Raw genomic sequence first — 13,471 nt, 5'->3', positions numbered from 1 at the left:
TCCTAGGTTTCTTCGACATATTCGCCATCTGATGGATCTGTCCCTGCTGCCGGCGGAATCGGTTTAAGAAACGTCTGTTGGTACCAACCTAAGACTTCGACGAATTCGGCCTGAGTGAAATACCCCGCCTGGAACACACCTGATCCACGAAGCGTGATCTGGAACTTCAAAATATCCTTCTCTTCCAGAAACCGTGACACTTGACTCGAAAAGGCTTCGATTTTTAGACGTGGCGCATAAATCGTTTCCCGATTAACGAGTTCCTTCCGTAAGACAAATAAATCGTTCTGATACCCATACCGTGTATTTTTGTACCCGGACCGGGCAAGGATGTAATACAGCGGCAGGAACAAAAATAAAATTAGACCCAAATAGCGGATCGACTCCGGTAACCAGTAAATGAGTGCCCCGTTCAAGACGGTCAACAAACTGGCGTACCCTAAAAGCGGCCAACGGACGATATAAAAAAATCCACGGTCGACGGCACGTTTTTCTGGTATGAGTTGTTCGAAACGCGGTAAAAACCGGTGCAAAAAGCGGTCGATATCCGCGACACGGATGAAGGGGTGTAACAATAGTTTTTCTTCTTCCCCATTTGCCGAGATGATGTGCAGGGACAGGTGGGCTCGCTTGAACCGACGTTTGATCCAATTTTCCTCGATGACGAGTGCCTGAACCTTGTCTTGATGAAACACGACTTCAGTCCGGTTCACCAATCCGTAACCGATCGTCATCCGTCGTTTGTTCAACGTCGCCCGGAACGAGCCGTACCGAAGGATGAAAACAAGTATCGAGCCAACATAGATGAGGAAGAGGACAGCACCTCCGATGACAAGTAACAGTAACAAGGAGAGATGCAACAATTCATTGAAGACTTGACTGATGTATTGTTCGATGAAGCGATTGACGAATTGATAGACAGCCCCGAAACCAACAAGTGCAAGACCCAGTCGTCCAGACAAGGCACCTGCAAACAAAAGATCCATCAGACTGACCGTGTAGGTTTCACCCACCTCTTGTTCTAAAGCAGGTTGCGTCGCCCCTGTCCCGATCGTCGACTTTAACTGTTTCGCGAAGTCGAGCCGGACTCCCTTTAACTCGACTTCCGGTTTGCCACTGTCAGACGCAGTCTCGACGGTCAAGGTCGCAAGACCCAGCAACCGTTCCAGCACGTTCTGATTGATACCAATCGACTCGATGCGTTGGCGTTGGGTCGTCCGCTCACTTTTACGGAATACGCCTTTATTGACCCGGATCGATTGTTCATCAATCGTAAACGTATAAAAGTACCAAGAGACGATGCCGAAGATTAAGATGATGAGACTGACAACGGCAACACCGATCATCGTATAAAAACCAAAGCCGTCGTTTTTTAAATCGTTGAACAAGATGACGGCAATCGGGATGACGAGTGACCGGAGATGGGTCAACGTGGTCATCAAGATGAACAGTGGATGGACGCGCCGTGTCATAACGACTCCTCCTCTTGTTCTTCCAGTTTCGCAAAACTTTCGATTTTTCGCCGCAGTATCGTCGCTTGGGTGACATCAAGTCCCGGTAATTCGATTTGTCCGGATGCTGTATGAACGTTCATATTCATCAAATCCAGACGACGCAGTAGCGGACCGGACGACGTATCGATGATTTGGACTTTGACGAGCGGCGTGACGACGTGACGGAGCACAAGGATCCCAAACTCGACGACTAAAAATTCGTCATCCACCCGGTATTTAAAATACCGTTGGCGGATGTCAGGGATATAAACAAACTGTAGTAAAAATAACATCAGTAAGATAGCGACCACGATCCACATCCACCAGGGAGATAGATCCAGCCACTTGATTTGGACGAATGTCGCGACTCCGACGAGTAGCGTATAAATGGTATACTGGATACCGACGGATTGACGTTCAGCGGTTACCGAAGCGCGTGGCAAGTGTTGCCAGTTTTCGGTCGGGTGATTCGATTGCATAAAATCTCCTGCCTTTCGTTTTTCCATACGGGAGGAGACCCGTTGAAGTTTCAGCGCGATCAATCAGACGTTGACATTTCCCTGCGAATCATCGCATATATAAAAGAGTAGAAATGTATTTCAAGGAGGAACCATGCTAACATTTGAAGAAAAATTAACGATTATCGAGACTTTCCCACAACTCGTCCGGAAAGAAGTGTCACTGAACCGTGTCAACTTCCATTTCCCTGAAAGCCAGTTCGAGAAAAAAATCGTCGTCTATCATCTCCACCCGAACGGAAACGGTTTTGTCTACGCCGCAGGATTACCCGGCTACGAAAAAGACCGGAAAGGTTTCGTCAACATCCGGGAATTCTCGGAGCCCGCTCTCATCCTCTTGCTTCAAGATGCGATCAAAGCCCTTGAAACGGTCGAGACGGTCGAAACGTTGGAAGAAACGTGGATCAACGACAATCAGTTCGAATTGACGTTGTTAAATGAAGACTTGGACACATGGTTAGTCTATGCCGGCGACTTGCTCGACGGAGCTTTTAATTCGTATAAAGAAGCAGCCAATTATTTGGAAGAAGAAGGCTTCCGCCGGAAATAAGGAAGGAACATGAACGGGACTGTTAATCAGTTCCGTTCATTTTTATCGCCAGCCGGTTTAACGTTTGTTTGACCAATTCAAAATCCTCTTCCGACACACCCAGTAACTCTTTTAAGGCGAGCGGAATCTGTTCCGCTTCGTGGCGTAAGCTGTTTCCTTTTTCCGTCAATGTGATTTGGATATGTCGTTCATCCGCCGGATTTTTGATACGCTCGATCACACCCGATGCTTCCAGCTTTTTCAGCAATGGCGTTAATGTACCGGAGTCGAGGTGTAAACGTTCACCAACCGCCTTTAACGATTGTCGGTCTTTTTCCCATAACACCAGCATGACCAGATATTGCGGATACGTTAATCCAAGTGGTTCCAATAACGGACGGTACCGTTTCGTGATTTCACGGGAAATCGCATAAAACGGAAAACAGAGTTGTTCCTCAAGTAATAAGGGATTCGACATAAAAAGCCTCCTTCAAGCAAAATAGTTGTATTTTTTATTAAATTGTATACAATCTAATTGTAAGCTACTTAAAAAAATAATGAAATGCGAAAGGACGTTATGATTATGAAACCTATGTTCACATCATCTGCAACAGCTGTAGGAGGACGCGATGGTCGCGTCGTATCAGAAGACGGTATCCTGGATGTTGCTCTCGCCATGCCTGTACCCGGATCAAAAAAGGAAGCGACAAACCCGGAGCAATTGTTTGCTGCTGGATACTCAGCTTGTTTTGATTCCGCGTTAAATCTTGTTGCACGTAAACAAGGCATCAAACATGACGGAAGTGAAGTAACTGCTCATGTCACGTTAAACGAAGCGGCTGACGGGTTCACACTTTCCGTCGAACTTGATGTCCTCGTCCGTGGTGTCTCGGAAGAACAAGCTGCGGAACTCGGAAAAATCGCGCATACGGTTTGCCCGTACTCACGCGCAACAGCTGGAAATATTCAAGTCGATATCTTCACACGAACAACTGACGACGCAGAATAAGCATACCATTCTCCTCTTCTTTCTTGGTCGATTGGGCCAAAAAGGAAGAGGTTTTTCTTGTGTTTCAAAAAAGATGAGGGATACTTCGTAGGTTTTTTATTTATTTTTATAAAATGCATTCAGTATATGAAATAAATAAAGTCTGGATTTAAGAATCACACTGCTTGATTCACAGTGTGATCGGGTGATCTGTTCGTTTTTTTATTTGAGTTGGTTGACCGACAAGATGACGAGTTCGCCGGACACGATCATATAATACGCGTCTTCGAACCGATGGCGGACGTTTTGTTCCCCGTCAAAGACCGTCACCATCGGCTCCGCGTCTTCCCCAATCGATTCATGCAGATAAAACCGGTCACGCAAGACACGTTCGAACGGGTCCCGGTCCAAGTAACGGGCACCGGTCCGGAGATTCATCACTTCATGGTGCTGATCGGAACGTTCGTTGACGATGAAGATCGTCGACTCGACGTCGTCATACGTAAAATCAAGCGGCTCATAGTCACTCCAGCGGATCCGTTCGTGTTCCGTGATGGCGGATTCATCTTTGATCTCATAAAACACCTCTTCGTTTAACCGTTCCGTATAGGCGCTAAAGACAAGGTTTCCGGTCTGTTCACCCAGATATTGCACCGTATCCCCTTCCCCCTCCAACCGTAACAACGTCTGAAAGGACAGTCGCTCGGTCCCTTGTTCGATTTCCGCGACGATCGTCGCAAGCGAGGCAATCAGCAGACTTTCGGAATGATCGATCGGATCTTCTGGTGAGATGACACCGCTCTCGAGCGCATCGTAAAATGAAAATTCATCGAGTCTTGCATTACAGACGATATAATCCGTCGCCTCCAGCGTGACGAGGAAAAAATAGAGTTCGCGGTAATTCTCCGTTATCCCGTACAACCGTTCATCCTTGATCACATGTTGTTGACGTGTTTCAACGTCGTATAAAAAGGCCGTCGTCGTCTGATCGACGTGTAACAACACCATATACCGGGCGTTCAGCACCCAGTAAAGCGTCAAGTCTCCACCCAGTTGCCACGAAGCAAGCTGTTCACTTTTTCCGGAATGCAGATCAAGCGCGACCAACGACGTCTCGCCTCCTTCATTTCGGTCCTGCTCGTTGAGACAATAGACTTTTCCTTGTTTGACGAACGGTCGGGTCGGTCCATGATCCTGTAACGGTTCTGTCGTCAAATCCACTTGTTCCTGGTCTTCCAAGTCAAACCGGCTGATGTGAAACTGATCGCCGTCGAGTCGTCGCCGGAAATAGACCGTTGACGGTGTGACATGTAAAATATCAGAATGATCGGCGGGTAACGCCCGTGCGTCCAAGATTTCCATTCTAGCACCCCTCCCAGATGTTCTATTGTTTCTTTCCCACGAAGCGCAGTCCTTGAAACAGGGTCATCCCGTGCGTCCTGTGAAAACGAATGCTACAATACAGCTAGAAGCAGATATGACGAGGAAGGTGAAATCCGTGCAATCTCAAGACTTAAATACGATGATGCTCGAATACGTGAATGAAAAGGAAGACTATGATGCCTTTGCCGATAAATTAAAAGTATTATTATCGGAACTGCTTGACGCAGCCGGCATCAAATACCATTCGATCGTCGCCCGGACAAAGGAATCGGAGAGCCTGTACCAAAAAGTTCTGCGACAACCGAATAAATACCAATCTCTCCGCGACGTCCACGATCTGACCGGCATCCGGATCGTCACCTATTTTCATGATGATGTCCGGGAAGCGGCCCGAATCATTGAAAATGAGTTTTCGATCGACCGCGATCAGTCGGTCGACAAATCGACGTTACTCGATACGACCGAATTCGGTTACCTGTCCGTCCACTTCGTCGCCGCCTTAAGCGAACAGCGGTTAGCGCTCAGCGAATACGGCCGCTTCAAGGAACATACGGCGGAAATCCAGATCCGGTCGATTTTACAGCATGCCTGGGCGGAGATCGAACATGACTTAGGTTATAAAAATCCGAACAGTGTCCCGGCCGAAGTCCGGCGCAGTTTCAGCCGCGTCGCCGGTCTGCTTGAAATCGCCGATCAGGAGTTCGTCAACATCAAAAAACAATTAAAACAATTTGAGGATGAGACGGTCCAACAGATTTTATCCGACCCCCATCAAGTCCGGATCACATCGGACAACTTAAACTATTTCATTGATCACTCCTCCGTCATCAATGCGTTAGATAAACAGCTGGTCACCTCGCAAATGATGCTCGACTCCGATCAACAACTGATCAACGAATTGATCCGGATGTTCCACTACGTCGACATTCGCAATTACGGCGAACTGATCGAGGCCGTGTCCGTCCACAGCCCGCTCGCCTTGAAGTGTGCCCAGGTCATGCCAAATCCGTTCCTGCCACGCCAAGGAATCGGCATCGCCTACATTTGTATGGCCGTGACGATCGCCGGCAACGACCCCCACCGGATTGATTATTTCTTCCGGCGGTTTTATCCCGAGTTGCGAAATGTCGGGGAGATCATCAAACAAGTCCAACCGTTGACGGAAGAGATGATTCAAGAGAAAAATATTGATTAAACTAAAATTTTTCACTATACTAAATCTCGGGTGAAGAAACTACGGTACAGAAAGAGTGAAACTATGGCAACTACATTAGAAGTAGCAAATCGCGATCAGTTGATCGTCGATACAGAAAAAGGGTTGCGGATGAACTACCGCGCCATCAAAAAAGATGTCCGGAGCATGTTTACGACGTACTTGACACGAAACGAATTCTTTATCTTGAAGTCGCTTTGCACAAGCAGTCCACAAATTGCTTCGGCCTTATCCAACGAGTTCCAGTTTTCAGCCAGTATGATTACGGCACTGGCGGATGAATTGACGAAAAAAGGATTGATCTCGCGTGAGCGGAGTGAGCTCGACCGTCGTGTCGTCGAACTGCGCGCAACCGAAGACGGCATCGAATTGTACGGCAAACTGGAAGCGATGAAGATGGAATACCTGTCGGACGTCTTCGCTGATTTTTCGGATGCCGAGCTCGATACGTTCCGGACGTTACTGACGAAACTCGAACAACAAAATTAATGCCTGTCCCTTCAGCCGATCCGGTTGGAGGGTTTTTGCTCTGACTTCAGATGAAGGAGTGACTTGAAGATGACGTTTTCCCTCGAAATACAAACGGATCGGTTGACGATTCGTCCGCTTGATTCATCGGATTACCCGGACTGTCTGGCCGCTTCTCTTGTTCCGGTCGGCTCTACCGCATCCGATTTTAAGACGGTAGTCGAAACACAACAACGGTTGGCAGCAGACGATCTCGAATACCACTTCGGCGTTTTTCGGACGGAAGATGGTCTGCCACTCGGAAAGATCATCCTATCGACACTTGCACGGAACGATTTCCAGTGGGCACGGATCGATTATACGTTCCCTGCACCGTCGCTCGACGAATACGGGGCGGAAGCCTTGACTGCGGTACATACACTTGCGTTCGATCACCTCCATTTCCACCGGATCGAGCTGCAGATCGACCCGAGCCGTCAGACGTCACTCGCACTCGCCGAGCGTCTCGGCATGCAGGAGGAAGGGATCCGCCACCAGTTTTTAGCGCAACACGGGACGTGGATCGACCAGCGGATCTTCGTCAGTCTGCGACAGGAGCGGACCACGACACAAACCCGTCCCCATGATTGGGAACAGGTCCGGCAGTTGCGGCAGACTAACCACTACGCCGATGCCAAAAAACTGGTTGCTTCGTATCTCGATCAGACACCTGACGATCCGTTCGTGAATTATCAGATGGCTTGGTGTCACGATAGCCTCGGCGAAGAAGCGGCTGCCGTCCCCTACTACGTCCAGGCGATTGATGCCGGCTTATCGGCCCCCGACTTGCAACAGGCATACGTCGGTCTTGGTAGTACTTACCGGGCACTCGGCCGTTATGAAGAGGCGTATATGACCTTGACGGAAGGACTGACCCACTTCCCGGACCATCCGGCGTTACAAACGTTTTTAGCCTTGACGCTGTACAATCTTGACCGTTCGTCCGAGTCGATCAGCCTCCTCGTCAAGACGCTTGTCGGGACGACACATGATGCAGACATTCGGACCTATCGACGGGCATTACGATTTTACGCCGAACACCTGGAGGAAACGTGGGACAGTTGATGGTACACAAATAAGACGGTCGTTTCCCACAGGGCATCGTGTGGGAAATGACCGTCTTATTTTTTGTCTGGCGCTCCTAAAACGAAGTGTACCAGTCGGGCCTGTCTCGTTCGAAATGATGATGTTCCGCGAGGATCGATTCAAGACGGGCTGTCATCGGTCCGATTTCCTCCGGGGCGTGACGTTGGGTCCAGACAAGCGATGAAAATAACGCCATCGCAAGATACACGGCATACACTTCCCAAAAGGCGTCCGGCACGTCACCGTCAAAATAACCGTCGATTTGACCAACAGCAAATGGACGGCTGTCCGCGACTTGAAACAGCCCAAGTTTGACGAAGTCGTGCCACGGGTCCCCAAAGTCGTAATTCGAAAAATCAATCACCCCCGTCAAGCTGCACCCGTCCGTAATCAGATTGTCGAGATGAAAATCATCATGCTGAAAGTGAGTTGGCCGCTCGTTCAGCAGATGCCGGCGCTCTTTGATCAAGGAAAGGATCGCCTTGTCCGCCTTTAGTCGAATCGGTCCCTGCTCATACAGTCGGACATACCGTTCGTGTTTGTCCAGACACCGTCCATACCACGGACTGACGTCTGCCGGTGCTTCATACTGATGAAGACGCCTCAAAAGCCGCCCTGCTTCCTGCCCCATGCCATATGCCGTTTCCTGCCGAAGGGGCAAGGTCTTCTTCACCGTTTGTCCAGGCAGGAAACCATACCAAACGTAACAGATCGACGGCAGCTGTTTGACGGCAAATGGTTCCGGAACAGGAAAACCTTCCTGCTTCATCCGTTGGAGCAACGTAAACTCTGCCCGTTTTCGTACAAACGTTTCCCGTGGCGCGACATGGACAATCGATGTTCGCCCGTTTTGCCGAAGGACATATTTCGGATGACGGGAATACCCGTTTTTGATTCGTTCCCATACCATGATGCCATGAAATTCAGGTTGCTCCCGTAAAAGCTGTTCGATTGGATCCATCAGAACCTCCTGTTTGAGAATGGATGAAAAAACAGCAAGGAACGAATTCCCTGCTGTTACGATTCGGACGGTTGTCCCGGGATATAGGCGGAAATGATTCCGAGTAAATCCGCATACGCTTGTTCAAAGTCGATGTTTTCAATCATATAGTCATAATGATCCCGGTCTTTCCACGCATCGGCATAATCGACGAGTCGCGCTTCGAATTCTGGCGTATCGCCCCGCATCAACAGCCGTTCCTTCATCAAATCCGGCGGAACGGACACGAAAATCGTAATCACCTGATCCGCGAACAACGTTTTGAACGCCGCTGCGCCTTTCGGATCAATATCTTTGATGACGATTCCGTCTGTTGCGAGAATCTCCTCGTATGCTTGCCGCGGAGTCCCGTACCAGGCACGGTGGACATGAGCATATTCGATAAAGCCGTTTTCTTGGATCAATTGTTGAAAGGTTTTGACATCAACAAAATGATAACTCTCACCATCGTGTTCCGTCGGCCGTTTCGGTCGAGTCGTCACAGATGGAATAAAGCGGACACGTTCATATTCATGGCGTAACCGTTTAATCAAGGAAGACTTTCCGCTGCCTGATCCACCAATCAATAGAATGATTTTACCTGACATCGCCATCCTCCTTTTGTTGTTGCATCGTCATGAAATAGCTTGAAAAACGTAAAGAAAACTGTTCCAGCTCACTGTCTTCAATGACACCGTAAATCGGACGAATGACTACTAAATACCGGTCATACGTCAAAATCCGTGAGACGTCGTTCCGTGTCATCTGGACCTGTTTTTCCGGATAACTTGCAACATAATACCAGTCGACGGCAATCCGGCTCGGTGTTTGGCTCGTGTAGATCCACGTCCGACACAAACGATCGTGTTCGATCGTACTCGTTAAAGCAAAACGTTGTACCATCTTTAATTCGGTTTTCGCGTCGCGAAGTCCTCCCTGAAAATCATCCGGTTTCGTCACCGATTCCTCGACCCGTTTTGGTTTCGGGGCAGGTAGACTGGCAAAACCAATCTGCAGACCGATGACGAGCGCTGCTACTGACGCTAAAATGATAAACAACTGCTCCTTGCGCATGACGCTTCCTCCTTAGTGGATGGACAAGCTTGCTTTGAAACCTTTTGGATCATTGACGATGACGGCGTCAACACCCAGCATGACCATCCGCCGCACGTCTTCGACCGTTTTTGGTGTGTAGACACGGACCTCGATTCCCGCCGCATGGGCCAGTCTGACATCGTCCTTCGTCACCCGTCGGTAATCCGGATGAATCGCTTTTGCTCCCAGTTGTTTCGCTTGTTGTTCCGGATGATAAAGCGGATACGGATAAAGGATGGCCGTCTCGACACCCGGATCGAGTTTTCGGACCGTATCGATGGAATAATGGTTAAAGGAACTGAAAATCAATCGATTTTTCTCAATCCCATGTGCGTGACAACGCGCTAACGTGTAGGCTTCGATTCCCGGATAGCGGATCGTATCCGTCTTCAGTTCAATATTCAGTTTCACTGTCGTCGGAGCGAGCAACGCCAACACTTCATCGAGCGTCGGAATCGTTGTTTTCATCGGTCCGTCGCTGCCTCTGAAACGGGCACCGGCGTTTAACTGTTTCAGTTCGGCTACCGTCAGATCAACGACCCGTCCCGTTCCGTCCGTCGTCCGATTGACGGTCTCGTCATGAATGATGACACCAACGCCATCACGTGAAAAATGGACATCAAACTCGATTCCGTCAACATCGGGAATCGCCGCTTCGATTGCTTCTAACGTGTTTTCCGGAAACTGATCGCTCGCTCCGCGATGGGCGAACCAACGCATCATAATGCCTCGACGACCCGCGTATATTTCGCCGTCAAATAGTGGATCAACGGTTGGACCGAAATCGCTTGACCGGTTGCCGCTTGTATCAGCTCTGCTGGTGTTTTCGCTTTTCCATATTGATGAATGTTTAGACTGAGCCATTCCTTGATTGGTGCAAGCGTTCCTTCGGCAATCAATTGATCGACGTTGGCGACATCACGACGTAAGGCTTCGTTTAACTGGGCACTATAGACGAGACCAAGCGCATAACTCGGGAAGTATCCGAACGAACCGCCGGACCAGTGGACGTCCTGTAAGACCCCTTTCGCGTTTGACGGGACGTCGACTCCCAGATATTCCTTATAAAGCCGGTTCCATTCTGCCGGTAAATTCTTGACTTCCAGCTCACCTGTAATCAATCGTTTTTCGAGTTCATACCGGATGATGATATGAAGCGCATAGGTCAGCTCATCCGCTTCGATCCGGATGAGTGATGGTTTGACTTCATTGACAGCGGCATAAAATGTCTCGAACGGTACGTCTTTCAACGATGTAATCGCCTGTTGCAATCCGGCATAACGGGCCGCGAGGAACCCTTGATTACGACCGATGAAGTTCTCAAAAAACAACGATTGTGACTCGTGGATGCCCATCGAGGCCCCTTCTCCAAGTCCAAGCGTATCGAGTTCCGGTGCGATGCCTTGCTCATACGTCGCGTGTCCCGCTTCATGCATCGTTCCGAACACAGAATTGCGGTAGTCGGCTTCATCATACTTCGTCGTGACCCGCGCATCCTTCCGGTTGATCGTCGTCTGGAACGGATGGACCGTCTCATCGAGTCGTCCGGCCGTGAAATCGTACCCGATATCGTTTAACCATTCATGGTTCAACTGAATCTGTGTGTCTCGGCTTGCTGACCAGTCGAGTGTCGGGAATGTTTTCCCGTCCAGCTGTTTCAACAGTGTGATGATCGCTTGGCGTAATTCTGCGAATAACGGATCGAGCTCCGCGACCGTCATGCCCGGCTCATAATCGTGTAACAAAGCATCGTACGGATGTTGTGCATATCCCCAGTACTCGACGAATTTCCGTTCCATCGCTACGATTTTTTCTAAGTACGGTGCAAACAATTCCCAATCGTCGGCGTCTTTCGCCTTTTCCCAGACACTTTCGGCTTCTGAAATCAGCGTAATGAACGTCTGATACTCCGCTTCCGGAATCTTTGAGTCCCGGTCATACGCTTGTTTCGCTTTTTCGTACGAAACCGCTTCCAGACCCGTTAATGTCTCTTTACCCATCGCTTCTAACAACGATTGATAGACCGTTCCCGTCCGTCGACGGAAACTTTCCGTCGACAAAAAACCGATCGATTTCGAACGATTTTCGGCTGACTGTTCCGGCATGTAGGTCCGCATGTCCCAGTAGAGTAACGCAACCGCTTCCTCGTAGGCACGAAGCGATTCAAAATGGTCACGCCATTGTTGTAATGTATTCATTAAAATTCCCCCTTGGCTCGGTAGTGGCTGTACATTTTCAGCATATCACAAAATGTTCAAAACTTTCACACACGAACAGTTTTCTGAAACCTTCTGCCGGAAAACAGCGTATAATTAAAGAAGAGAAAGGAAGTGGCATTTGTGAGAACAGATTCCGAATTGGCTTTTGCCATTCACCTGAAAGAGATCGAGGAGGGATATACCGTCACCTCTCATCCAGATGAACTGGACTGGATCGGAACAGGTCGAAGTGCGTTTGTGTTCCGGATCCGCGGAACGGATCGTGTAATCAAGAGGTTTTTCCCATCGCACCGCCATCTCGCGGCAATCGAGGGGTCGATTTATGAACAATTAAGTCCCTTTGCGACGTATGCGAAACAGTATGAATACGGGACTGACTACCTCGTCATCGAATACATCGAAGGACAAACGTTGTTCGAGTGTCTGATCAGCGGGACACTCATCACGGACGATGTCATCCAAACGGTCGATCGGGCTTTAGCTGAAGCACGTTCCGTCGGTTTGAATCCATCGGACATCCATCTTCGGAACATCCTGTTGACGCCAACCGGGACACGGATCATCGATGTCGCTCGATTCCGTCAGACCGATCCGTGTACGCAATGGGATGATTTAAAGCGCGCTTACCACTATTTTTATGCGAAGGCGTATTTCCCGAAACGTTTTTCTGAATCGTTTTTGAACACAATCGCCGACGTTTATAAAGGACGTTTGTTCGAATCGATGCGCAAGACGGGGTAAACAACAATGACCGACAGTCGTGGGCTGTCGGTCATTTCTTTATTCCTTCAATCGTTTAACTACAATCAAAAACGGATCCTTAAGGGATCCGTTTTTGATTGTTCGGACAAGCAGATAGTTGATTTGTACCTGTTATGAGTGGTAGAGGATGAATCGTTCTGGAATGATTGGCAAGGTTTAGTTGGATATTTTTTAAATAAATTAATTACGGGAATTGAAATAAAATCAACGGACTCGTTTTGGTCGACAGATCGTGGCGATGAGTGTCACGAGCAGAAACAGTCTTTTTTTCTTCGATAAACGTTTCATTAATCGTCTCATTTTTTCTCAACTCCTTTTACAAAATCGCGTTGGCAATCAGCAGGTCAATTTTTCGGACGTCGACTTTTTTGTTGAGATTGATCTTGATTGTCCCGGCACGGGTGAACAGTTGGACTTCCGAGTTGATGTCGAACATCCCGCCGGCGTTTTCCGTCGAATACATGTTGATCGACTTATAGGGAATCGAGTAGACTTCGACCTTTTTCCCCGTCAACCCTTGCGCGTCACGGATGATCAACCGGTGGGTCGTGAAGATAGCAACGTCACGGATCGTCTTGTAGGCGGACAACGCCTGTTCGCCTTGAATCAATAATCCTTGCACGTCCTGCGGGATGTCACACTCGGAGACGAAGGTCCATGCGAGTTGACTCAGTGGATTACTCATCAAAAATCGCCTGC

General features: G+C 48.9%; 16 protein-coding genes. 6 read left to right on the top strand and 10 right to left on the bottom strand.

All coding sequences use genetic code 11. The features are described from left to right. Positions 1-2 precede the first annotated feature (2 nt). Positions 3-1,472, bottom strand: coding sequence for a PH domain-containing protein (locus BLD48_RS12350; RefSeq protein ID WP_071500471.1), 1,470 nt, complete (start codon positions 1,470-1,472; stop codon positions 3-5). Next, complete coding sequence (locus tag BLD48_RS12345; protein WP_236630018.1) at positions 1,469-1,999, bottom strand: PH domain-containing protein; 531 nt, start codon at positions 1,997-1,999, stop codon at positions 1,469-1,471. Before BLD48_RS12345 ends, BLD48_RS12350 begins: the two co-directional genes overlap by 4 nt. Before the next feature lie 106 nt (positions 2,000-2,105). Between BLD48_RS12345 and BLD48_RS12340 the strand changes: the two genes are divergently transcribed. Next, complete coding sequence (locus BLD48_RS12340) at positions 2,106-2,561, top strand: hypothetical protein (protein ID WP_014970474.1); 456 nt, start codon at positions 2,106-2,108, stop codon at positions 2,559-2,561. A gap of 22 nt (positions 2,562-2,583) precedes the next feature. Here BLD48_RS12340 and BLD48_RS12335 read toward each other — a convergent pair whose 3' ends face one another. Beyond that, positions 2,584-3,018 carry a MarR family winged helix-turn-helix transcriptional regulator gene (locus BLD48_RS12335; protein WP_071500469.1) on the bottom strand — a complete coding sequence of 145 codons (435 nt, stop codon included), beginning with the start codon at positions 3,016-3,018 and terminating at the stop codon, positions 2,584-2,586. 105 nt (positions 3,019-3,123) lie between these two features. Between BLD48_RS12335 and BLD48_RS12330 the strand changes: the two genes are divergently transcribed. Beyond that, positions 3,124-3,549 carry an organic hydroperoxide resistance protein gene (locus tag BLD48_RS12330; RefSeq protein ID WP_014970476.1) on the top strand — a complete coding sequence of 142 codons (426 nt, stop codon included), beginning with the start codon at positions 3,124-3,126 and terminating at the stop codon, positions 3,547-3,549. A 201-nt stretch (positions 3,550-3,750) separates the two neighbouring features. Here the strand turns inward: BLD48_RS12330 and BLD48_RS12325 are convergent, their stop codons facing one another. After that, on the bottom strand, positions 3,751-4,890 hold the full coding sequence (locus tag BLD48_RS12325; RefSeq protein WP_071500468.1) for a Six-bladed beta-propeller, TolB-like protein: 1,140 nt from the start codon (positions 4,888-4,890) through the stop codon (positions 3,751-3,753). Between the two features lie 136 nt (positions 4,891-5,026). On the opposite strand from BLD48_RS12325, the gene BLD48_RS12320 reads away from it, so the two are divergent. The 3 genes from BLD48_RS12320 (at position 5,027) to BLD48_RS16090 (ending at position 7,696) form a co-directional block, all read left to right on the top strand. Next, positions 5,027-6,106 carry a GTP pyrophosphokinase gene (locus tag BLD48_RS12320; protein WP_236630017.1) on the top strand — a complete coding sequence of 360 codons (1,080 nt, stop codon included), beginning with the start codon at positions 5,027-5,029 and terminating at the stop codon, positions 6,104-6,106. Positions 6,107-6,169: 63 nt separating this feature from the next. Next, positions 6,170-6,613 (top strand): MarR family winged helix-turn-helix transcriptional regulator, encoded by a 444-nt coding sequence (locus tag BLD48_RS12315; protein WP_014970479.1) that lies wholly within the window; start codon positions 6,170-6,172, stop codon positions 6,611-6,613. 69 nt (positions 6,614-6,682) lie between these two features. Further along, entirely contained in the window at positions 6,683-7,696 is a 1,014-nt protein-coding gene (locus BLD48_RS16090; protein WP_083412327.1) for a tetratricopeptide repeat protein, read from the top strand. 76 nt (positions 7,697-7,772) lie between these two features. Here the strand turns inward: BLD48_RS16090 and BLD48_RS12305 are convergent, their stop codons facing one another. From BLD48_RS12305 to BLD48_RS12285, 5 genes are read right to left on the bottom strand one after another with little or no spacing between them, the layout of a single operon-like run. After that, on the bottom strand, positions 7,773-8,678 hold the full coding sequence (locus BLD48_RS12305; protein WP_071500467.1) for an aminoglycoside phosphotransferase family protein: 906 nt from the start codon (positions 8,676-8,678) through the stop codon (positions 7,773-7,775). 56 nt (positions 8,679-8,734) lie between these two features. Then, the gene (locus BLD48_RS12300; RefSeq protein ID WP_071500466.1) at positions 8,735-9,304 is read right to left on the bottom strand and encodes a guanylate kinase; all 570 of its coding nucleotides are present in this window, start codon (positions 9,302-9,304) and stop codon (positions 8,735-8,737) included. Then, positions 9,294-9,770 (bottom strand): hypothetical protein, encoded by a 477-nt coding sequence (locus BLD48_RS12295; RefSeq protein ID WP_071500465.1) that lies wholly within the window; start codon positions 9,768-9,770, stop codon positions 9,294-9,296. Before BLD48_RS12295 ends, BLD48_RS12300 begins: the two co-directional genes overlap by 11 nt. Before the next feature lie 12 nt (positions 9,771-9,782). Further along, on the bottom strand, positions 9,783-10,514 hold the full coding sequence (locus tag BLD48_RS12290; RefSeq protein ID WP_071500464.1) for a glycerophosphodiester phosphodiesterase: 732 nt from the start codon (positions 10,512-10,514) through the stop codon (positions 9,783-9,785). Next, on the bottom strand, positions 10,511-11,989 hold the full coding sequence (locus BLD48_RS12285) for a carboxypeptidase M32 (protein ID WP_071500463.1): 1,479 nt from the start codon (positions 11,987-11,989) through the stop codon (positions 10,511-10,513). Before BLD48_RS12285 ends, BLD48_RS12290 begins: the two co-directional genes overlap by 4 nt. Positions 11,990-12,130: 141 nt before the next feature. On the opposite strand from BLD48_RS12285, the gene BLD48_RS12280 reads away from it, so the two are divergent. Then, the gene (locus BLD48_RS12280; RefSeq protein WP_071500462.1) at positions 12,131-12,751 is read left to right on the top strand and encodes a serine/threonine protein kinase; all 621 of its coding nucleotides are present in this window, start codon (positions 12,131-12,133) and stop codon (positions 12,749-12,751) included. Positions 12,752-13,088: 337 nt separating this feature from the next. On the opposite strand, the gene BLD48_RS12275 is transcribed toward BLD48_RS12280, so the two are convergent. After that, positions 13,089-13,457, bottom strand: a complete 369-nt coding sequence (locus BLD48_RS12275) for a PH domain-containing protein (protein ID WP_071500461.1) — start codon at positions 13,455-13,457, stop codon at positions 13,089-13,091. Positions 13,458-13,471: the final 14 nt, after the last annotated feature.

The sequence above is a fragment of the Exiguobacterium sp. KRL4 genome, assembly GCF_001870785.1.
In the GTDB taxonomy this organism is placed as follows: Bacteria; Bacillota; Bacilli; order Exiguobacteriales; family Exiguobacteriaceae; genus Exiguobacterium_A.
This window is presented reverse-complemented; position numbering and strand designations above follow the sequence as displayed.

Bases quoted from the DNA above. Each gene is read 5' to 3' on its own strand.
- BLD48_RS12350 (WP_071500471.1), bottom strand. From the start codon at position 1,472: ATGACACGGCGCGTCCATCCACTGTTCATCTTGATGACCACGTTGACC.
- BLD48_RS12345 (WP_236630018.1), bottom strand. From the start codon at position 1,999: ATGGAAAAACGAAAGGCAGGAGATTTTATGCAATCGAATCACCCGACC.
- BLD48_RS12340 (WP_014970474.1), top strand. From the start codon at position 2,106: ATGCTAACATTTGAAGAAAAATTAACGATTATCGAGACTTTCCCACAA.
- BLD48_RS12335 (WP_071500469.1), bottom strand. From the start codon at position 3,018: ATGTCGAATCCCTTATTACTTGAGGAACAACTCTGTTTTCCGTTTTAT.
- BLD48_RS12330 (WP_014970476.1), top strand. From the start codon at position 3,124: ATGAAACCTATGTTCACATCATCTGCAACAGCTGTAGGAGGACGCGAT.
- BLD48_RS12325 (WP_071500468.1), bottom strand. From the start codon at position 4,890: ATGGAAATCTTGGACGCACGGGCGTTACCCGCCGATCATTCTGATATT.
- BLD48_RS12315 (WP_014970479.1), top strand. From the start codon at position 6,170: ATGGCAACTACATTAGAAGTAGCAAATCGCGATCAGTTGATCGTCGAT.
- BLD48_RS16090 (WP_083412327.1), top strand. From the start codon at position 6,683: ATGACGTTTTCCCTCGAAATACAAACGGATCGGTTGACGATTCGTCCG.
- BLD48_RS12305 (WP_071500467.1), bottom strand. From the start codon at position 8,678: ATGGATCCAATCGAACAGCTTTTACGGGAGCAACCTGAATTTCATGGC.
- BLD48_RS12300 (WP_071500466.1), bottom strand. From the start codon at position 9,304: ATGTCAGGTAAAATCATTCTATTGATTGGTGGATCAGGCAGCGGAAAG.
- BLD48_RS12295 (WP_071500465.1), bottom strand. From the start codon at position 9,770: ATGCGCAAGGAGCAGTTGTTTATCATTTTAGCGTCAGTAGCAGCGCTC.
- BLD48_RS12290 (WP_071500464.1), bottom strand. From the start codon at position 10,514: ATGATGCGTTGGTTCGCCCATCGCGGAGCGAGCGATCAGTTTCCGGAA.
- BLD48_RS12285 (WP_071500463.1), bottom strand. From the start codon at position 11,989: ATGAATACATTACAACAATGGCGTGACCATTTTGAATCGCTTCGTGCC.
- BLD48_RS12275 (WP_071500461.1), bottom strand. From the start codon at position 13,457: ATGAGTAATCCACTGAGTCAACTCGCATGGACCTTCGTCTCCGAGTGT.